The organism is Quyinboa ferrireducens (genome assembly GCF_042436675.1).
Classification (GTDB): domain Bacteria; phylum Bacteroidota; class Bacteroidia; order Bacteroidales; family UBA5342; genus JBHJHP01.
On sequence record NZ_JBHMVA010000015.1, the window covers coordinates 96264 to 118072 of the forward strand.

13 protein-coding genes are annotated in these 21809 nt (G+C 37.9%); 10 read left to right on the forward strand and 3 right to left on the reverse strand.

The window, feature by feature from the left end; genetic code table 11:
• Together ACE01N_RS17500 and nth are read left to right on the forward strand one after the other, a co-directional pair.
• On the forward strand, positions 1-3729 hold a 3729-nt coding region (locus tag ACE01N_RS17500; RefSeq protein WP_380591821.1), incomplete at its 5' end, for an Ig-like domain-containing protein.
• Positions 3730-3833: 104 nt separating this feature from the next.
• Entirely contained in the window at positions 3834-4469 is a 636-nt protein-coding gene (gene nth / locus ACE01N_RS17505) for an endonuclease III (RefSeq protein WP_380591823.1), read from the forward strand.
• A 15-nt stretch (positions 4470-4484) separates the two neighbouring features.
• Here the strand turns inward: nth and ACE01N_RS17510 are convergent, their stop codons facing one another.
• Together ACE01N_RS17510 and ACE01N_RS17515 are read right to left on the reverse strand one after the other, a co-directional pair.
• Positions 4485-7934, reverse strand: coding sequence for a PAS domain S-box protein (locus ACE01N_RS17510; protein ID WP_380591825.1), 3450 nt, complete (start codon positions 7932-7934; stop codon positions 4485-4487).
• A 324-nt stretch (positions 7935-8258) separates the two neighbouring features.
• Entirely contained in the window at positions 8259-10679 is a 2421-nt protein-coding gene (locus ACE01N_RS17515; protein WP_380591827.1) for a TonB family protein, read from the reverse strand.
• Positions 10680-10915: 236 nt separating this feature from the next.
• On the opposite strand from ACE01N_RS17515, the gene ACE01N_RS17520 reads away from it, so the two are divergent.
• From ACE01N_RS17520 to ACE01N_RS17530, 3 genes are all read left to right on the forward strand, one after another.
• Complete coding sequence (locus ACE01N_RS17520; protein WP_380591829.1) at positions 10916-11572, forward strand: carboxypeptidase-like regulatory domain-containing protein; 657 nt, start codon at positions 10916-10918, stop codon at positions 11570-11572.
• A gap of 134 nt (positions 11573-11706) precedes the next feature.
• A complete protein-coding gene (locus ACE01N_RS17525) occupies positions 11707-12603 on the forward strand; it encodes a DUF4249 family protein (RefSeq protein WP_380591831.1) in 897 nt (298 codons plus the stop codon).
• 17 nt (positions 12604-12620) lie between these two features.
• Positions 12621-14963, forward strand: coding sequence for a TonB-dependent receptor (locus ACE01N_RS17530; protein WP_380591833.1), 2343 nt, complete (start codon positions 12621-12623; stop codon positions 14961-14963).
• On the opposite strand, the gene ACE01N_RS17535 is transcribed toward ACE01N_RS17530, so the two are convergent.
• Positions 14960-16000 carry a nucleoid-associated protein gene (locus ACE01N_RS17535; protein WP_380591835.1) on the reverse strand — a complete coding sequence of 347 codons (1041 nt, stop codon included), beginning with the start codon at positions 15998-16000 and terminating at the stop codon, positions 14960-14962. The two genes, ACE01N_RS17530 and ACE01N_RS17535, sit on opposite strands and share 4 nt — an antisense overlap.
• A 650-nt stretch (positions 16001-16650) precedes the next feature.
• Here ACE01N_RS17535 and ACE01N_RS17540 point away from each other — a divergent pair.
• Genes ACE01N_RS17540 through ACE01N_RS17560 form a run of 5 tightly spaced genes read left to right on the forward strand, consistent with a single transcriptional unit; the run spans position 16651 to position 21635 of the window.
• Complete coding sequence (locus tag ACE01N_RS17540; protein WP_380591837.1) at positions 16651-16971, forward strand: hypothetical protein; 321 nt, start codon at positions 16651-16653, stop codon at positions 16969-16971.
• Positions 16972-16980: 9 nt separating this feature from the next.
• Positions 16981-18849, forward strand: coding sequence for a DNA mismatch repair endonuclease MutL (gene mutL, locus ACE01N_RS17545; protein ID WP_380591839.1), 1869 nt, complete (start codon positions 16981-16983; stop codon positions 18847-18849).
• A gap of 29 nt (positions 18850-18878) precedes the next feature.
• A complete protein-coding gene (locus ACE01N_RS17550) occupies positions 18879-19628 on the forward strand; it encodes a rhomboid family intramembrane serine protease (protein WP_375728720.1) in 750 nt (249 codons plus the stop codon).
• Positions 19628-20518, forward strand: a complete 891-nt coding sequence (locus tag ACE01N_RS17555; RefSeq protein WP_380591842.1) for a rhomboid family intramembrane serine protease — start codon at positions 19628-19630, stop codon at positions 20516-20518. The genes ACE01N_RS17550 and ACE01N_RS17555 overlap by 1 nt, the downstream gene beginning before the upstream one ends.
• Before the next feature lie 22 nt (positions 20519-20540).
• The gene (locus ACE01N_RS17560; protein WP_380591844.1) at positions 20541-21635 is read left to right on the forward strand and encodes an endonuclease/exonuclease/phosphatase family protein; all 1095 of its coding nucleotides are present in this window, start codon (positions 20541-20543) and stop codon (positions 21633-21635) included.
• Positions 21636-21809: the final 174 nt, after the last annotated feature.

The following is a 21809-nucleotide window of genomic DNA, read 5'->3' on the forward strand; positions in this document are numbered from 1 at the left end:
GTTGCTATTGATGATACTGAAACTGTACTTGAAGATAACAGTATTAATATTGATCCTTTGGTGAATGACCTTGATCCGGATCGTGGTGGCTTAACCATTACGCATATCACCGGACCAGTAAATGGAACAGGCTCCATTAATGCCGGATTAGCCATAGATTATACGCCGAACGCAGATTTCTTCGGTTCAGACTCCATTGTTTACACCATTGCCGATATGGATGGTGATCTGGATTCAGCCGTGATCAGGATTACTGTTACACCCGACGATAGCGATGCGCCGGACGCTGTAAAAGATATTTTTGTGTTCAACGAGGATGAAAGCGGAGTTGTACAGCCAATGTTAAACGATTACGATCCTGACAGATCCGGTTTGATTATGACGCTGATTTCTGCACCGGATTCGGGTCAGTTTATCAACCAGGGCGATACAGCATTTATGTACATTCCACCGGCCAACTATCACGGAACAGATACTGCGGTTTACCAGGTTCAGGAAGTTGCTGCAGGTATGCAGACTGATATTGACACAATGATCTTCATTGTTTATGCCGTGAACGATACACCTGTGGCAGTCATTGATACGCTGATTCTGGACGAAGACACACAGGATTCAGTTTATGTTTTGTTGAATGATTTGGATCCTGATTATTCAGGAATTAAAGTTGTAAATGTGGTTTCAACACCAAATGCTTTGGCCGAAATTTCATCTGACAGCACATATATACGCTATACACCGGTAATGGATTTCTTCGGAGCCGATTCGGTTCTGTATTATATGGCAGACGGTGAAGGTGATGTGGATTCAGCCTTTGTAAGAGTAATTGTAAATGCTGATACAACAGATGTGCCGGTTGCGAATGATGATATGGTTCCAATCACTGAAGATATGAGTGTTGATATCTTACCATTGGACAATGATTATGACCCTGATTTAAGTGGTTTAATATTATCCATTCTTGACGGTCCGGATAATGGAACTTATGTGCTGCATAACGATACGGTTACATATACCCCTGATCCGAATTTTAATGGTAGAGATACTATTTTCTATCAGATTCAGGAGGCAGGTGCGGGACAAAGCACCGCTACAGCATATATTTATATTGAAATTGATACTGTAAATGAGCGGCCTATTGCTAATCCCGATTCCATTAGCATACTTGAAGATAGTTCAGACACGATCTGGGTGTTATTGAACGATATTGATCTGGACTGGGAAGGCATTATTATTGATTCGGTTTCCATGTCGGATACAGCAATGGTTGAGCTGACGCCGGATTCAACGGGTGTGATTTATACGCCTTCTGCCAATTTCTACGGTGAAGACTCGGTATTTTACATATTGCGTGATGGACAGGGAGATCTGGATACTGCCTGGATATATATTAATGTGATTGCGGTGAACGATACGCCACATGCACAGAACGATATCATACTCATCAGTGAAGATGAAACCGGAAGCGTAAATATTCTGGCCAATGATGAGGATCCTGACCGTCAGGGTGTGGACATTACTGTCGGTAGTCCGGTTCAGAATGGTAATATAACTATTGATCCTAATGGCGATGTGGTTTATACTCCTGATGCGAATTATTTCGGATCAGACAGCTTGAAATATTATATTACCGACAAGGAAAATGATGTGGACAGTGCGTGGCTTTATATTACAGTTACAGCAGTTAACGATACGCCTGTAGTGGTAAACGATAATGCCATTATGCTGGAAGAAACGGTGACAGATATTCCAATTCTTATCAACGATTACGATGTGGAAGGACCGATTCCGTTTGATAGTATTTTTATTGCATTTACAACAAATAATGGTGATGCAATTCTGCTTCCGGGAACAGGTGTGATCCGTTATACTCCGGTAGTGAATTATTATGGTCTGGACAGCCTTGGATATTTCGTAAAAGATAATGAAGGACTGGCATCTGATACAGCATATGTATATATTACTGTAATGAATGTAAATGATATTCCGGTTGCAACTGATGATACAGTGAATATACCGGAAGATTCAAGTGCCGTGATTGCCGTTCTGGATAATGATGAGGATCCGGATCATTCAGGTCTTGATATTACAATAATTGATGGACCAGCGAACGGCACAGCTGCACTTAACAATGATACCGTTTATTATACTCCGGATGCCAATTACTTTGGTAATGATACAATAAGGTACATTATTGTAGATGGAGAAGGTGATACGGTTGCCGCAAATATCCTGATAACAGTAGAATCAGTGAACGATACACCGGTTGCCAACGACGATTTCGTGTCAATTCTGGAAGAAACAACGGTTGATATTCCGGTTCTGGTAAACGATAGTGATGTGGAAGCGGCTATTCCGCTTGATTCTGTTTTTATCGTTGCGACAACAAATCATGGTGTTGCTACTTTAATTTCAGGCACAGGTGTAATTAATTATGTTCCTGAAGTGAATTTCTATGGCAATGATACGTTGACATATTATGTGAAAGATACTGATGGGGCACTTTCTGATACAGCAAAAGTGGTGATAAATGTTCAGAATGTGAACGAAAACCCGGATGCCGTGGATGACTATTATTATATGCCTGAAGATTCAGTGATTGATCTGATGATCCTTGTGAATGATATGGATGCAGACAGAAGTGGCCTTTCACTCGATTCAATATCAGATCCTTTCCACGGAACGCTTGTTATGGATAAAGCTCCTGATACTATCAGATATATTCCTGAACCGGATTACTTTGGTATGGATTCTATAAAGTACTTCATTTCAGATGGCGAAAACGATCTGGATTCAGCTTGGATCTATATTGAGATTTATTCAGTTAACGATGTGCCGGTAGCTTTGAATGATACGATTATTATTTCAGATCTGGATGGTGATACGCTGGCTATTCTGGCTAACGATTATGATGCGGAAACATTGTTGACAGGAAATCATGTGGTAATAGAGGTTCTGCCGACAATGGGAAGTGCATATATTGACTTTACAACAGGTGAACTGATTTATGTCATGGATATGGACTTCTATTATTCGGATTCACTTACCTATGTTATTACAGATGATGATGGTGCTTCGGATACGGCCATGGTTTATATACTTGATACTGACAGCATCCTTGACTCGGATGACGATGGTATTCCTAACCTGGTGGAAGGAAACGAAGATATGGTGGATATGGACGGTATTCCGAACTACCTTGATCTGGATTCGGATGGCGATCAGATACCGGATGCTATTGAAGGATTACTCGACAGGGATGGAAACGGTATCGAGGACTATATTGATCCGTTTGACTGGGATGCGGATTCTGATGGTGATGGCTTGCCAAACCGCTATGAGGATACCAATAACGATGGTAACCCGTACAACGATGATTGCGACGGCGACGGTGTGGTTAATTACCTGGATGCAACGGATAACTGTGAGGATTATCTTGATATTCCTAACGGGTTCTCTCCAAACGGTGACGGCATTAATGATCTGTTCTACATCGAAGGGCTATGGAACTTCCCGGATGCGGAGATTTATATCTTCAACCGTTGGGGCAACAGGGTTTTCGATATGAAGTATTACGGTGATGAAGATCGTTACGGACCTTACGAAGCATGGTGGAATGGTCAGAGTAACCGGATTGGTAAAGCTGATGTCCCCGAAGGTGTTTATTTCTACAGGTTAACTCTGGGACGCGGGCGTAAAGTGAAAGAAGGTTATATTCATCTGAGACGCTAAGTAAAATAAAACTATATTTGTAGAACATTCCCGGCAAAACCGGGAATGTTTGTTTATTGAAGTCATCTTAAATCTTTTGTCTTAACTCTTAAGTCTTTTCAGGTATGACTAAAAAAGAACGCTTTCATCAATTTATTGAATGGTTTCAGGTGAATATGCCTGAAGCGGAAACAGAACTTGTTTATACGGATCCTTATGAGTTGCTGGTTGCAGTAATTCTTTCAGCCCAGTGCACCGATAAACGCGTAAACATGTTGACTCCTGCTATTTTTACAAAATATCCTGATCCTGAAAGCATGGCTAAGGCTAGTGTGGAAGATATCTTTGAACTTATTAAAAGTTGCTCTTATCCGAATAATAAAGCCAAACATTTGAAAGGCATGGCAGAGACACTGGTAAATACTTTTAGTGGTGTTGTTCCCGATACGGTGGAAGAGCTTCAGAAATTACCGGGTGTTGGCCGGAAAACAGCCAACGTTATTGCTTCTGTTGTTTTCAATAAGCCGGCTATGGCAGTGGATACACATGTTTTTAGGGTAGCCGAACGCATTGGTCTGACTACAAATGCAAAGAATCCTTTGGACTCCGAATTACAGCTTATAAAATACATTCCTGAAGAACTGATCCCAAAAGCACACCACTGGCTGATCCTGCACGGGCGATACGTTTGCCTGGCACGTAAGCCAAAATGCGAGGAATGTGGTATTAATGGAATTTGCAGGTACTATACGAAATTATAAACGTGTAAGTCCTGATTAATTCTTCCTGTTCTTTATGGGTAAACGAACGAAGAATTCGGATCCTTTATCCGGACTTGACTCTACCCATATTTCACCATCCAGCATTTTAACATAGGCCTTTGTAATTGAAAGTCCTAGTCCAGTGCCTTCAAATGTTTTTCTATAGCCGGATTCTGCCTGTACAAAACGATCGAAAATAGCGTCTTTAACATTGTCCTTTATCCCTATTCCGGAATCTTTAACATAAAATAAAAGATGGTCGTGACGCGCATGATAACCAAATTCAACAAATCCTTTAAATGTATATTTGATGGCATTCTTAATCAGGTTTGTGAAAATTGCATTTAGTTTTTCCTTATCTGTTTCAATGCTGAAATTAGTAAATAGTAAGTCGGGTTTGTAAGAAAGAAGTAGTTTTTTTGCGCCTGCTTCGGGTTTGAAAAACCTTGATTGTTCCAATAATAAGTTATGAATATTTACTGTTTCTATTTTAAGGTTTATCATTCCTGCTTCAATCTTTGACAGGTCCATAAGGTCATTTATTGTTGTCAGCATTCTGTTCCCGCTTTCCTGAATTATACGAATATATTCCTGAGATTCTTCTCCTGAAAGATGCGGGTCGGTTAAAAGTTCTGAAAAACCCAAAATACCATTCATAGGGGTACGAATTTCATGACTCATATTTGCCAGAAATGCCGATTTTAATCTGTCGCTTTCTTCTGCTTTTTCTTTGGCAAGGATCAATTCACTGATTATCTCTTTTCGTTTGGTAATATTTTCTTTAATTGCAACAAAATGAGTTATTTCTCCGCTTCTGTCTGTTATTGCAGAAATGTTAACCTCTTCCCAGATAATGTCTCCATTTTTTGTTTTATTCTGCAATTCACCAGACCAATCCTTTTTTGCAACTATTGTGTTCCAGAGTTCTTTATATATGCTATCTGGTTGATATCCCGATTTAAGGATTCTGGGATTTTGTCCTAGAGCTTCATTAAATGTGTATCCTGTAATTCTGGTGAAACTCTTGTTTACATATTCGATATTACCATTTTTATCAGTTATTACAATGCTTACAGGACTCTGCTCAACAGATCTGCTCAGCAGTTTCAGCTGATTTTCAACTGTTTTCTTTTCTGTAATGTCCACGCTTATTCCAAACAGCGCTTTAGGCATTCCTTTTGAATCAAATATCGGACAAAGAAGAGATTGTAATACTTTTGTTTTGTTTTTTACTGTTACCGGTAGTTCGTATGATAGTTCCCTTTTTTCAATAAAGGTTTTTTCTGCAACGCTCCACATATCCTTAAGTTCTTTCTCAGGGACAAATTTTTGATAAAATTCCAGGGATACAGTATTCTTTTTTCCCTGCTTTACACCAAAAATCCTAAACATATTTTTCGACCAGATTATTTGGTTTGTTTTCAGGTCCCATAACCAGTTGCCGAAACCTGCAAGCTGTTCTGCTTTATTTAGCCTGTTCTCACTTTCTACTAATTTCTCTTCCGCTTTTTTTCGTATGGTAATGTCGCGGATAATAGCTGCAAAGTAAATGTTATTTTCAGTATCCCATTTTGAAAGAGATAGCTCGAGTGGGATTAATGAACCATTTTTATGTTTCCCGTAAAACTCAATTGTTGAGATATCGATAGGAGACTTCTTTTGTTTTGTAAACCATTCAGACCATGAAATATGCTTGTTTTTTAAATGCTTTGGGATCAACATAAAGATATCCTTGTCGAGGACTTCATTTTTGGCGTATCCAAAAATGTTGTTAGCCGCAGTATTCCAATCCAAAATGACACCTTCACTATTTGTAATGATGATGGCATCGTTAGCAGAATGAAATACAGAACGAAACTTTTCTTCACTTTCTTTGAGTACCAGATCCGCATGCTTTTGCTTTGTGATGTCCTGAATAATACCTGTGACTGTATTATCATTTGAATTATACTCAGCTAAAGAATGAATATCAATAATTTCCCCGTCGGAAGGGCGTTTAATTTTAAATTCAATATCGTATTTCTTATTGTATTTGATTAATTTTTCTAATGCAGAATCAAGCATATTTCGATATTCAGGCAAAGGAATTTTTTGCAAATCAGATATTTTGTATTCGGAATCCGGATTAATTCCATAAATCCTGTAAGATTCATCCGAAACGATTGTTTTGCCGGTATTTAAATCAAACAACCAGCTTCCGGTTCTGCCAATTTTCTGTGCTTTTTTTAATTGCTTTTCACTTTCATTTATTTTTTCCTTAATATCATATTCTTTTGTAACATCCCTGAAGACAAGAATTACACCTGACACTTTATTCTGTCTGTCCAGGATTGGTGATCCGGAATCCGAAATCTGGTACTCTGTGCCATTTTTTGATATTAGTTTAGTATGATTGGCCAGACCAACAATTTGCCCTGTCTTAATAACTTTTTTTACAGGCGATTCAGCTATTTTATTTGTAATGCTATTATAAATCTTAAATACGTCTTCTAACGCTTTGCCATATGCATCTTCGGCTTTCCATTCAGTTAAAGATTCAGCAACCGGATTCATCCGGGTAATATTTCCGTTTACATCTGTTGTAATAACAGCATCTCCTATTGAATATAGCGTGGTTTTTAAATTTTCCTCGTTTTCTCTTAATGCAATTTCAATGTTTTTCTTTTCAGTGATATCTTCAACAAATCCCTCAATTAAATTCTTTTCTCCAGCTTTAACCTTAATGCCTTTTTCCCATACCCAACTTGTTTCTCCGGTTGATGTTATAATCCGGTATTCAATAACAAAATAATCCTGTTTGTTAAATGCTGCCTGGATTTCATCCCAGATACGCTTTTTGTCCTGCGGATGTATAATAGAATTATACGTGCGAACTTCATTGTTTATGAAATCAGAAGCAGGGAAACCAGTGATGTCCAAAATAGTATCACTTAAGTATTCCATGGTCCAGTTTTTATCAATTCTACATCGATAGATAAAACCATTAAGGTTATGAATAAGATTGCTTAATGATGGTGGCGATAGTGGTGACGAAGGAGTTTTGTAACTTACTTTGTCAACTCTTTTGTCTTCATCAGAAGGCTTGCGGAGAATACTGATCTTTAGAAGTGTTTTAATCAAAGGAATCAGTTCGATTTCTTTGATTGGTTTGGCTAAATAAAGAACAGTTGTTTCATCCTGTGCATTTGAATATGTTATAGGTTGTTTTGGGTCGTAAATGATAACTATTGGTATACCTTTAGTTGTTTTTCCATCCTTTAATTTGTTAATTATTTCTGATGTATTGTCTGAATTACCGTTGAATTCAATAAATATAAGATCTGTTTTCTTTTTCCTGACATGATTAATGAAGGATTCTGTATCTGAATAATGTATAATGTTCGTATTAGAAAATTCTTTTGTACTAAAGCTGGAAAAAGTTTTTTGAGTCTCTGGATTAAAATTTATGGTGAGAAAGTCGTTCATATGCTGCGCATTATGGTGGAGAAGTCGTAAAAGTAAATAAAAAAAAGAAGAATAACATATAAAATTAACAATAAAATAACATTTTGATGTTTGATATATTTGGAAAGCTAGTTTGAAAAATGTAAAGAATACATCAAAGACCTTCATGAATCTCTAATGTGAGATGCATAATAGAGGGACTTTAGTCCTGTCTTTCAATGTATTAAAATCGTATTTTTTATCAATCAAAATTGTTTTTGGTTCTGCATTGCACGGACATTATTGATTCCAATTGATTATGTTGTATCTGTTCTGATAGCAAATCTGGGATAAATATTTTTCAATTCAGCAGGGCACCTTAATATATTTCTTTCGGTCTCCTTTGCTGTCAGGACGAGATGGATATACTGATTTATAATACGAATTTCCAGTATCAAAATTTATAGGTAGCATAAAACTGACCCGGACTTTTTTCCCTCTTTGTTCTCCGGGAATCCATTTGGGCATCATTTTCACCACACGCAAAGCTTCTGCGTTTAATAATGAATCAACGCCGCGAACAATCTGTGGATTTACAATATTACCTGTTGTATCTACTTCAAAACTGACATAAACTCTTCCACTTATTCCTGCTGCTTTTGCTTCCGGTGGGTAGGTGATATTATTTCTCAAAAAGTTCATCATTGCATTTATACCACCTGGAAATTCCGGCATTTTTTCCACAATCTGGAATACTACATTTTCATCCAGGGCTTCTTCTTCAGTATCGACATCCATAAGTACTGTCTGATCAAATTCGGCTTCAACAATATTCAGATTTGAGGAGACAGGTGGTGGAGTTTGGTTGCGCCCGATTGCGGAATTATTCACGCCTTCAGGAAGTGGTATGGGTTGCCGTACAGTCACAGGAATGCTGTTTGGATTCACAAGGGATGAGTCTATTGCAATAAATGAAGTATATTCTGTCAGGAGGTTATATTGTAATCCCAGGCGGGTTATTTCATCAACCAGTTCTTTTTTATCCTTATTGTGGCTCCATGTGTCATTTCCTAACGAGTTGTAATCAGATACCAGACGTATTTTTTCTCTGGCCCATAAATACTTAAGGGCATTGTTCTTTCGGTTTTCGTTATGAATCACTATGGATTTGGCAATGACACTTTTCCCGCTTTGTCCTTCAACTTTAAGAAGCCCGTTTGCATTATTCCGGTATTTGCCGGAAATAATTACAGGCCTGTCGGCAAACAGGTCAGGAACATTTTCGGGTAGTACATCATACACATCTATACCTTCAAATGTAGCATGAATATTCGTTAGTACAGGTTGGGAAATATATGTTTTAAATTTTTCTGCCATTTCCCTTGCTTCCTGCTTGTTTTGTGCAATAAAAGGTTCGCCGTAACCTACGTGAGCCATTCCTTCTATGATGTAGCGATTCACTCCACGTCCGATGCCGAAGGAAAAGAAATTAGCTTTTCCAAGGTTCTCACGTATAAAATCAAATGTCTGCTTTTCAACCGTTACATAGCCATCGGTAAGAATAACAAATGTTCGTGCATAATTCTCCGTTGCATTCAGGTTCATGGCTGCTTTTAAACCACATAATAACTCTGTTCCGCCATAGCCTGACTGGTTATTAATAAAATACATGGCTTCATCTATGTTCTCCGCATTGGCTTTCATGGAATTCTTTGATAACATCGTAGATCCTCCGGCAAAAAGAATAACATTAAACAGATCATTTTCTTTCAGACCGCCTAATAATTCAGTCATAATTTGTTTGGAGATGTCCAGCGGAAACCCTTCCATTGAACCGGAAACATCCACAATAAATACATATTCCCTGGGTGGAATTTCTTCGGGTGTCAAGCGTTCAGGAGGTTGCATCATGGCGAGGAAATAATTTTCACCATTGGGATCATCGTATAATAATACACCGGTTTGCACTCCGTCTCCTGCAAGACGGTACTGCATAACGAAATCCCGGCTTCCTCCCTGTGGCTCATTAAGCGTCAGGGTAGCTTCTGATTTACTGGCATATTCTATCCTGTTCTGGTGTGTGGTGCAACGAATATCCTGGATAGGAATGGCGGTATTCAGATCAATAGTTAATGTCAGTATGGAGGTTGGCTTTACGCCTTTCATCAGATATGGATTTCCATTCCATGTTTCAGTCTTAGGTGTCGTCATCTCTTTTTTACTCACATACCTTGGACCAACAACAGTAGGATAGACAAATTCATATATCTTATCGGTTGGAATTAAGAGTTCGGTGTAGGACAGGTTGACTTCAATGGTGGCACCAGGCATAATATTCGCCACATTCATTTTGAACACATTCGGGCGTTCCTGTTCCAGAAGTGACGTTCGTTTTCCTTCCTCCTTAGCCGATTCATACATATTGCGGGCTTTTGCTTTCTCTTCAATTACGGCTCTGATTTCTCTTTTGCCAATCTTCATAACCATATCGTAAACAGCAGAACGTGTGGAGGCGGGAAAAACATAGATGGCTTCAATTGGAGTATTCCCTGTGTTCATATACGTTTGTTTTACATTTACATCGGCAATAACCCCTGAAATGTTTACATTAACATCGGTTGACTTTAGAGGAAGGCTGGCTTCATGGTTTTCATCAGTAATGACCACAAAATAAGGTGATTCATTTTTGTCGTCTGATGCTTTTGCAGCATAGGAAGTTGAAAACAAGAATGTAAGCATAAAAAGTCCAATGACGGATCGGTTTCTTTTACAGGCTGGAATATTCATAAGGCAAAAAATTGAACGTTAATAAAATACAGGTCATAAGTTAGAGAGAATAAAAGAACGTGGTGTACTCACATACTTATAAAACTTCGTAACCTTTCAATTTATTGTGCAATTTCAAGGTTTAACAATTTGACTTATACTATAATCTTTTAAACACAATTTAATAACTGTTAAAAAGCTGTATTCTGAGTAACCATTAATATCAGCATACGTTCTTAAACCAATACAGTCAATTTATGCGTTTTTTCTACGGATTCATTTTTTTATTTGGCATTGGTATAACCTTGGTTCAGGCTCAGACCGGGAATAAAAAGGTAGTAGCTGGTATTGTTTCTGATCAGAACGGGAAAGAACTGGTAGCCGTTAATGTGGTTAGCAAAAAGAAGGGTGTGGGAACAATAACCAATGATAAAGGATATTTTAAACTGGAAGTTGATGCACCGGACACCATTGTGTTTATGTTTATGGGAATGAAACCCCGAAATATTATAGTTACAGATTCATCTGAGACCATTCAGCTGGTTAATGTTATGCTTCAGACATCGAGTGTGGTACTGAAAGAAGTTGAAGTGAGTCCGTATTTGTCAAAATACGATCTTTCGTATGATAAATTACCGATGGATGCTACTGAATCTACACGGTATCAGTTGAGGCAACATGCAAAACATACAAATAAAACTTACTTTGAAACCGTTGGATTCAATTTTGCCCCGTTTTTGTTGAAGCAGGCTGGTAAATTAGGTGCTAAGATTGAAAAGGCAAAGGACAGGGAAACCCGGCAGCGCATCAGTATTATGAAACAACAATATGCTATTCAGGGAGATTCTATCTTTTCAAAAGGCATCCCAATGGATTCCCTGCGACATCCAAGCCATGAGGTGTTCACAAAATAACCAATTGTACGAGTAAAGACTAAATAACCGTTTTAATCGTTTTTATAGTGTTATTAACTTAATGCTATACCTTGAAATAAATGATAAAGCAATGTTGTAATTGTGTTCAATACATTTTCCTGTTTAGTAAATTCATGACGCTTAGTATTGCTCTTAGTGTTGTCTTTTTAACTTCCTGTAAGAGTATTGTTGAAGAAGAGTTTCTGATATCCTGGAAAGTACCTGTTATAAACAGTTTATTGATTGCAGATAGCATATTTAAAGTGAATATATCCTTTTCCGGTAATTTAACGGAGGTGGAATATCCATATGTCTCTGATGCTATTGTGATCATAAAGGATTCTGATAATAATTCCGATACTTTAAATTATTCAGATAAAGGAACTTATATAAGTGATGAAACGGCTAGGATACATAAACAATATTTTTGTCTGGTTAAAATTCCGGGATACAACGATGTCGTAGCCGAAGCTTTCGTGCCTAAGCCAGGAATAATTTCAAATGTGATTTTTAACAAAGATGCAGGAAGAGGAGAAGAAACTGAGCTTGTCTCGTCAGTGGAGTTTGATCTAAATAGCATACCGGATGAGAAGATTTACTGGGAGGTTAATTTTATTGAAAGGGGCATCTTTAGTGAATATGACTTCATTCAAAGAAAGGTTGTGGATTCATATAAAACTATTCATCATGATATTTATTTTAATCCTGATGAGATTGAAATACTGAAAAATGAAACGCCTCCCTATAATGTATTCTCAAATCATACCATCAATAAAAGCATATATCATGTGAAATTCTATTTCACAGAGTATTCGGTTGATCTTGATTCAGAACGGGATTTTTATATTGAATTGCGGAATGTTGATGAGTCATATTATGAGTTTCAAAAACAGTATTATTTGTATGAGATGGCTGCTAATGTTGGTTTGGGCAATTCAAACAGTAATTATCCATTATATACTAATATTGAGAATGGCTTAGGTTTATTTACGGCATATTCAACCACTTATGCGGAGGTTTTTGTGAAATGAAACTTTGTTCCTTTAATTTGAGATTTCTGTTTATCGCATTGCTTCTTGTAAACGCTGTTTTAGCTCATTCTTCAGATATCAGGTTGTCCGGCTTTGTAAAAGATTCGGTTACTAATGAGGTATTAACTGGTGCGAATATTTTTGAAACTGATCAGTTAACGGGAACGACAACGGATAATAAAGGATTTTTCAGTTTAAACATTTCAAATGCTGCCAGTCTTTCTTTTTCATTTACAGGGTACCAAAGTAAAACAGTTCAGTTAAACAGTAATTCAGATACTTTTTTGGTTGTATTTCTTATTCCGGGTAAAGAACTTTCAGAGATATCAGTAAATGCAAACCGCAATCTCAGAGCTAATATAACGCATTTGTCAGCGTATGATTTCAAACGAATTCCTGTTTTGGGTGCAAAACCGGATATTATTAAAACGTTGCAATTACTGCCCGGTGTACAGGCACAATCGGAAGGGATGAGTTTATTTTATGTACGAGGCGGAGAGCCAGGGCAAAATCAATATCTCCTGGATGATGTGCCTTTGATTTATGTGAATCATTTTGGTGGTTTAACATCTGTGTTCAACCCGGAGATGATAAATTCCGTGGATTTTTATAAGGGCAGTTTCCCTGCGCGACATGGAGGTAAATTATCTTCAATTGTTGATATAACTCAAAAAGAAGGGAACTTGTCAACGTTTGTAGGTTCATACAGTATCGGTTTAACGGATGCTTCGTTTAGTCTTGAGGGACCACTGATCCGTGATAAGCTAAGTTTTATTATTACAGCTCGTAAAACGTTGATCGATTTTTTGTTAGCTGGAATTTCCACAGTTGATGATGTCAATAATTCAATCATTTCTTATGGATTTCACGATGTAAATGCTAAACTTTCATGGAAACATGATGAAAGGAATACGTTTAATTTTAATTTGTACCAGGGAGACGATTATTTTAATTTTTGGGGCAAGCCGTGGGAACTGGAAAAGAATGAGAGCAATCATATTAGCCAGGTTTGGGGGAACTGGTTGTTATCGGGGAACTGGAAAAAAATTATAGGAGATCATTTGTTTGTTGAGAATTTGTTGTCATATACCAAATACAGGAATAAAAGCAAACAGACCTATAAAAGTATGTTTGATGCTGTAGAGGAAGTATCCGTTTTTAAAAACACTTCATCTGTAAATAATTTATCCGCTAAATCCATTTGGAAATATGCAATGACAAGGTATATGTTTTTGGAGTTTGGGAATGAAACAAATTACATGCAATATGAACCTGGTTATTATTATAATTCTACAGCTCAATACCAGGTTACAAGTTCTGTATATCATACCTTTAAAACCACAGTTTTTATTGACAATATCATTGATGTCAGCCCGTCTGTTGAAATCCGGCCTTCATTGCGATTTAATTTGTATATAAATAATAGTATCCTTTATCCGGATGTTGAACCACGCGTTAATTTTAGGTTTAAAGTAGCAGACAGTCAAAATCTTGAACTAAATTACATGAGAGTAATGCAGTATGATCATTTAATGCACATTCAGGATCAAATCATAAAAAGTGAAATCTGGTTACCGGCAAGTTCAGAAAACCCACCGCAGTTATCCGATCAATTGTCGGTAAGTTGGATGAGTAGCATTGCAAAGGATATACTGAAATTAGAAGTGAGTCTCTATTATAAGAAGATGGATAATCTTGCGCGTTTAAAAATGGGCTATGAAAATGCATTGGGCTTAACAGATATTGAGCATAAATTGCTGCGTAATGGTAAAGGTGCCGCGTATGGTTCAGAAATTATACTAAGTAAAAATAAGGGGATTTTAACTGGTTCTGTTGCTTACAGTTTTACTGAATCTAAAAGAAGTTTTGCCGAAATAAATAAGGGAGAGTTTTATGATTATGAGTATAATAGTCCACACACATTAACTTTGAATGCGAACAGAAAGCTAAACAGACACTGGAACTTTAATCTTGTTTGGACCTTCTCTTCAGGGTTACCATATACACCAGCATCGGGAAAACATTTATTAATGGACCTAACCAATGGGAAAGTCACTGACGGTGTTGCAATTGACTATGAGGAATATAATAGTGGGAGAATGCAAAATTATCATCGGATGGATGTTGGTTTTACTTATGAGACCAAAACTAAAAAGGGGAATAAAGCTGTCTGGACTTTTTCTGTTTATAACCTGTATAACCGCATGAATCCATACAACTATTATTACGATGATGATAAATACTTAGATACGGGAGTAGAATATACAAAACCACTTAAGCTTTATAAAGTAACATGGTTTCCGATAATACCCAGCTTCTCGTACAAAGTTTTTTTTGATGACATTAAATTCAGAAACTAATTTTCGTAATCGAAATATAACTGGTAAAAATGCATTTTTTTCTGCTGGTCGTAGCCGCGCTCAATCAGTTGCTTATTGCCATGCACATATACATGAAAATTTTTATCGAGTTTGATGACTGACTTAAAAAACCGTTTGTGCTTTTTTACGGCATCAGGCTCAATGGAAAACGCATCTTCCAGGGGTATCTGCCGTTCATTTTCATAAAACTCACGATAATCCTCAAAAGCTTTGATTGTTTCAGGGTTTTCAATCACCTGTGATTCAAAGTCAGATAAATCGAAATCTTTGTTTTTGCCAAAATAATCGATGGAACGGTTCAACATGTCAGCCTGTTCACTGCAGTCAACACGGTTCTCTGCATTGTAAACATCGGTAACAAAATCCTTGCAAAGGGAAAGGTAATTCTGGGTCATAAAAAAGTTGTCTTCGCGCGGAATCAGACCCAGGAAATCGGTCTTCCAGTACACCGCTTCATCTCCTTTTGAGATGGAATCCACGATGGAAATGATGTATTCACCTGTTTCCTGGTTGCGGAAAATAAGGGCGCCTTTATCCAGTTTCTTAATGCTGATCCCTTCTTTGGGTTCAATACCGAATTTCTGATCACCAGTGTATACTTTCAGATAAGTTTCTTTGGTTTCTGATTTAAACAAACCTATACAACGGTAGGCTTCACCATAGAGTTTTACATTGTCGATATTGGCTACATAAAAGTCTCCGGCTTTTATCTTAGGATGCGTGGATGTTTCGTACAACAGCTCTGCCAGTTTTTTCGAAGATCCGATAATGGTTTCTGCATTTTCAAATATCTGATCCACTTCCTGTATGACGGGATTGATATCCGGGTCCGCAAAATTATACTGGATATCAGGCTTAAATGTTTTCAGAAAATACTGAAGGAGCAAGGGAGATAAAGGATTATCCTGCTGCAGTGAGAGCAGGTTTTCTGATAATTCACAGCCTTCGTCGTAAGGCTTGTAACCAATATGGTGGACAATAAGTTGACGTATAGTAGCTTCGCTGTAATCGATCATAATTTGAAAATTTCAACAAAAATGGGATATAAAATTGAAATGACATGAAATAAGCGGAATGTTTTTGAAGGCATAGTTTATAATGCCACCCGTTCAGGGTTTTTGTGTTATTTCATGGGTGCGTTTTACAATAATGACATCCCTCAGGGATTGCGTGACCCATATGTTCGCAATCAGTTGTGCTTATAACATTCCGGCGGGATTAGAGGAATTAAATGTGGAGAACTAGTCTATGACTAACCTTTTTCGTAAACCCGAAGGGTTGATATTATTGTAACTGTAATCAATGAGCAGTTTACAGAAATCCCGAAGGGATGGCATTATGTTTTGAGGAAATTACTTTTAATCAGGATATGGCAATTGTCTTTTGGCATTAACTTCTGAAAAATTCGGAACAGGTAATTGTAATCTCAAAATACTGTTGTTCGGTTAAAGCTCCAGACCCATATGAACCTAAAAGACTGTCATTCTGAGCGTAGTAAAATGAAGCGAAGAATCTTTAAGTAATATTGATCTTTAGCTGGTCAACAATAATCTCAAAATATCGCTTAAAGCTTATTTTGAAAAACATTTGGTGTAATTTATCACAACCTTTTGCAAAAATTAACAACCATTGTTTGTATTTTTGTAGTTTAAAGAAAACACGTTATATGGGATTTTATCTTTTCAGAACACCGAAGCCACGAACATTTGAGCATGTGCCGATCTACTATGACGAATCGAAAGAGCGTCTTAAACAGATGCAGCGTCAGGCGGATGTTGAAGCCGGAAAGCTCTCCAGTGATAAGTATGTGCCAAATATAAAGGGTAAATTCCGTAAGAACTGGCATAATACGTATACCAGTTCCGCAAGAAACGAAAAGCGGAAGTCCAATTTGCGTCTTGTGGCTATCATAGCCGTATTATTTTTTATTGCCTGGTTGATCCTGAATTCAGACTTTAGCATCTTAAACGTGTTCTGGGAAAAATAGCTCCAGCTTATGACTGATATAATCAAGCTTTTACCCGATTCCGTAGCTAACCAGATTGCTGCAGGTGAGGTCATACAACGTCCTGCGTCTGTAGTAAAGGAATTGGTTGAAAATGCTATTGATGCAGATGCCACTCAAATTACAGTTATTATTAAAGATGCCGGAAAAACCCTGATACAGGTTATTGATAATGGAAAGGGGATGTCAGACACCGATGCACGGATGTCTTTCGAACGGCATGCTACATCCAAAATTACGGATGCTACAGATCTGTTTAATATTCACACCAAAGGATTTCGTGGCGAGGCTTTGGCTTCTGTTGCTGCCATTGCACACGTAGAAATGAAAACACGGCAGGTAGGCGCTGAACTAGGCAGCGTTCTCGATATTAACGGATCAAAAGTTGAACGACAGGAACCGGTTAGCTGTCCGCAGGGGACCAACATCAGTGTGAAGAACCTGTTTTTTAACGTTCCTGCAAGACGAAAATTTCTTAAATCGGCTTCTACAGAGTTCAGACATATACTTAATGAGTTTCAGCGTATTGCTCTTGTTGCTCCCGATACAACATTTAAATTATACCATAACGACGAGGAAATACTTGATTTGCCGTCGGGAAGTATTCGGCAGCGCATCGTTGGTGTGTTTGGTAAACCACTGAATCCAAAACTGGTATCGCTCGAAGTGGAGACATCCATAGTGAAGATTTCCGGTTTTATCGGAAAACCTGAATTTGCTCGGAAAAAATTCGGGGAACAATTCTTCTTTGCCAATAACCGCTACATGCGTCATCCTTATTTTCACAAGGCGGTGATGGACGGCTATGGTAATATTCTGCAACCGGAGACGATCCCCAGTTATTTTTTGTATCTGGATGTTGATCCGGCTTCTGTGGATGTGAATATACATCCTACAAAAACCGAAATAAAATTTGAAAATGAACAGGCTATCTGGCCAATTTTAATGGCAGCTGTAAGAGAAGCATTGGGGAAATTTAATGTGGTTCCCTCTATAGACTTCGACCAGGAAGGCGCCATTGATATTCCTGTTCTGCATAAAGATACAGAGATTAAAATACCGGTGGTTCATACCAATCCGGAGTATAATCCGTTCAGATCAACCGGAACAAAGACTTCATCAGGTTCTTTCGAAACACCGTCGAAACATATTCCAACGGACTGGGAAAAGTTGTATGCCGATTTTGAAGACGAAACTGAATCAGAGAAAAATGAGGATAAAGATTTTGGATCAACCGTTGAACCGGAAATAAAACAGGCTGAAAAACTTTTTGATGAGGAAGAGCATACGGTTCGAACCGAGCAATCTTTTTTTCAGTACAAGAATAAATACATCATCACTTCAGTGAAATCCGGTCTGATGCTGATCGATCAGCACAGGGCGCATTCACGCATTCTTTTCGAAAAATATCTTAAAAATATTGAGGACAACAGAGTCATCTCCCAGAAACTACTGTTCCCTGAAACCATTGAAATAAGCGCGGGAGACGGTGTTATTCTTGAAGAAATAAAAGATGTACTGGCTTGTTTAGGCTTTGACGTAGAGCGATTTGGAAAGAACACTTTTGCTATTAACGGTGTTCCTTATGAAACAGGAAATGTTAACGCCGTTGCCCTGCTGGAACAATTGATAGAAACTGCATCAGAGCAGGGCAGGAGCGTTAAAGCAGACTTGTCGCAATCTTTGGCACGTATATGTGCGGGAGCAGCAGCTATTCAGTACGGTAAAAAGTTATCTGAATCTGAAATGCAGGACATGGTCGATTCCCTGTTTGCCTGCTCCATGCCGAATTATTCTCCGGACGGTAAGTTGATTCTTACAATTCTGGAGGATACCGAACTGGAAAGGCATTTAAAATAATGGATTAAATTTGTTGAAAATTTTTATATATGCAACGATCTCTTTTAAGCTCAGCACCGGTGGTTAAAAACCTGATTATCATTAATGTGATTTTCTGGATTGCCAGTATAGTTCTGTTTAATACCTTTGGTATTCAGCTCGAACAATATTTGGGACTGCATTATTTCAGATCCCAACAATTTATGCCGCATCAGCTTATAACTTATATGTTTATGCACAGTTATATGCACATGGCTTTGGGGCATATCTTTTTTAATATGTTTGCCCTCTTTATGTTTGGCGTTATGCTGGAACGGGTTTGGGGATCTAAGCGTTTTTTACAGTATTATCTGATTACCGGAATAGGTGCAGGATTGGTTCAGATGCTTGTGTATTATATCAGGATAAGTTCGCTTGAAAAAGGAATAGATCCTGAGACGATTCAAAATATATATAAAAATGGTTGGTCCATTCTTCAGGAAGGGAAAAATTATTCAAACGAGGTATTGGCGCAACTTAACCTAATGGTTAATACCTCGACAATTGGTGCATCAGGTGCGGTTTTTGGTATACTTCTGGCATTTGGTATGTTGTTTCCAAATACTCAATTAATGCTGTTGTTTCCACCAATTCCTATTAAAGCAAAATACTTTGTGATAGGTTATGGCGTTATTGAGTTGTTTGCAGGAGTTGCTAATCGTTCCGGTGATAATGTGGCACATTTTGCGCACCTTGGAGGTATGTTGTTTGGATTCTTTCTGATCCGTTATTGGAATAAAAATACGAAAAACTTCTATTAATGAGTATCTGGGACGAAATAAAGGAATCGTTTAAAAAGGGCAGCATTGTTACCCGCATACTCTATGTGAATATCGGGGTATTTATTTTTCTCCGATTGGCAGATGTTGTTTTTAAGCTGACTGAAATTGAGCCGACGGTTTGGACATATCCACTTTATTTGTTTTCTATTCCTTCAGATCCTGCCGAACTGGCAACCAAACCGTGGACATTGATAACTTATATGTTTACGCATTTTGAATTTCTGCATATTCTGTTTAACATGCTGTGGTTTTACTGGTTTGCCCGGTTTTTTTTGATGTTGTATAACGAAAAGCAACTTCTGGGATTATATATAACAGGCGGCTTGGCAGGTGCAGCAACATATTTACTGGCTTATAACCTGATTCCGTATTTCGCACATCAGGATCATAATATACTTTTAGGAGCTTCAGCTTCTGTACTGGCAATTGTGGTTGCTGTTGCGGTGACTGCTCCCAATAACGAAATTAACCTGATATTTATCGGTCCTGTTAAAATGAAGTATCTGGCTTTATTTACGGTGGTAATAGATCTGATTAGTGTTACCGGCGATAACGCCGGTGGACATATTGCACACCTGGGCGGTGCTGCCTGGGGTTGGATGTATGTAATGGCCTTTCAAAAAGGGAATGACATGGGTAAATTTGTAAATATTATTATAGACAGTATTGTTTCCATTTTTAAACCGAAACGTAAGAAGATGAAGGTGAAATGGAACCGTCCGGTAACTGATATAGATCAGGAATACAGAGATCAGCGCGCCGCAAAGGAACATGAGATTGACGCAATACTGGAGAAAATAAAAAAATCGGGTTACGACAGCCTGACAAAGGACGAAAAACAAAAATTGTTTCAGGCCGGAAATCATTAGTTTGGATCAACCTTAATTGAAAATGAAAAAGTTTATACGAAGAACTTTTCTGATCTTTAATCTGCTTGCAGTACTATTGTTACTGGTGGCTTACCTGGCTCCGGTTGTGAATCCCCGTACATTTGTAGTGCCAAGTTATCTGGGTTTGGTTTTTATTTATATTGTGGTTTTGAACCTGCTTTTTGTGATTATCTGGATCTTCGCATCAAAGTGGTATTTTATTATTTCACTACTTGTGCTTATGCTGGGTTACAATGTTTTGAATCGGTCTGTGCCGTACAGAACAAATGAGACCAAAATAACAGAGCCTGGTGCATTTAAACTGATGAGTTTTAATGTCAGGGTATTTAACCGGTACGGCTGGACGGCTGATGGTGACCCGGATGATGTGGCACGTTTTGCAAACGACCAGAATCCTGATATCATTTGTTTGCAGGAATTTGGTGTAAATAACAGATCAAAGACTCATTCTGAAAAGGTTGTTCTTCGTCTTTTTTCGCGCTGGAAATATCACTATTTTGAATTTGGGGAACCCGGAAACAGTGGTTACCGTCAGGGACTTGCAATATTCTCGAAATATAAGATTCTGAGAACAGGTAAATTGCCGGATGGCGATAATGAGAATTTTACCGTTTATGCTGATATTGAAAAAGATAATAAGGTGGTTCGGTTATTTACAAGTCATTTGCAGTCCATTAATATGTCTGGTAAAGAGTACCTGGTTTATGACATTCTGAAGGATCCGACTAACAGTGAAAAGGTTCGGCATGAAATGGGCATTTTTCGCTGGCATATGAATGCGGCTTATAAGCAGCGTGCTGTTCAGGCTCAGACATACCGGAAGTATATTGAAGCATCTCCGTATCCGGTTGTTGTTTGCGGTGATTTTAACGATACTCCTGTGTCTTATGCCTATCGCAAGATTAAAGGTGATCTGATTGATACATATATAGAATCCGGTAACGGTATTGGATCAACGTATAACGGACCTTACCCCCTCTTGCGGATCGACTATATTTTTATTGATAAGCGATTAATTTCCAATGATTTTAAACGGTATAAAGTCGATTTATCCGATCACTACCCCATAAGCTGTTATATTGCATTTAAGGAGTAAATTAGATATCGTCAAATCCCCCGTCAATTGTGAGAAACAATTGACGCCCCCTTTTTCTAAGGGGGACAGGTAAGTTGCAAGAATATTTGTCGATTGTCCTCCTTATTCTTATGATATGGACAAGGGATTAACATAGTTTTGTATAAAAAGTCTGTCATTTTTAATAACGGCAAA

Excerpts from the sequence above, each read along its gene's own strand:
- ACE01N_RS17535 (WP_380591835.1), bottom strand. The coding sequence starts at position 16,000 with ATGATCGATTACAGCGAAGCTACTATACGTCAACTTATTGTCCACCAT.
- ACE01N_RS17515 (WP_380591827.1), bottom strand. The coding sequence starts at position 10,679 with ATGAATATTCCAGCCTGTAAAAGAAACCGATCCGTCATTGGACTTTTT.
- ACE01N_RS17525 (WP_380591831.1), top strand. The coding sequence starts at position 11,707 with ATGACGCTTAGTATTGCTCTTAGTGTTGTCTTTTTAACTTCCTGTAAG.
- ACE01N_RS17540 (WP_380591837.1), top strand. The coding sequence starts at position 16,651 with ATGGGATTTTATCTTTTCAGAACACCGAAGCCACGAACATTTGAGCAT.
- ACE01N_RS17550 (WP_375728720.1), top strand. The coding sequence starts at position 18,879 with ATGCAACGATCTCTTTTAAGCTCAGCACCGGTGGTTAAAAACCTGATT.
- ACE01N_RS17510 (WP_380591825.1), bottom strand. The coding sequence starts at position 7,934 with ATGAACGACTTTCTCACCATAAATTTTAATCCAGAGACTCAAAAAACT.
- ACE01N_RS17560 (WP_380591844.1), top strand. The coding sequence starts at position 20,541 with ATGAAAAAGTTTATACGAAGAACTTTTCTGATCTTTAATCTGCTTGCA.
- ACE01N_RS17555 (WP_380591842.1), top strand. The coding sequence starts at position 19,628 with ATGAGTATCTGGGACGAAATAAAGGAATCGTTTAAAAAGGGCAGCATT.
- mutL (WP_380591839.1), top strand. The coding sequence starts at position 16,981 with ATGACTGATATAATCAAGCTTTTACCCGATTCCGTAGCTAACCAGATT.
- nth (WP_380591823.1), top strand. The coding sequence starts at position 3,834 with ATGACTAAAAAAGAACGCTTTCATCAATTTATTGAATGGTTTCAGGTG.
- ACE01N_RS17520 (WP_380591829.1), top strand. The coding sequence starts at position 10,916 with ATGCGTTTTTTCTACGGATTCATTTTTTTATTTGGCATTGGTATAACC.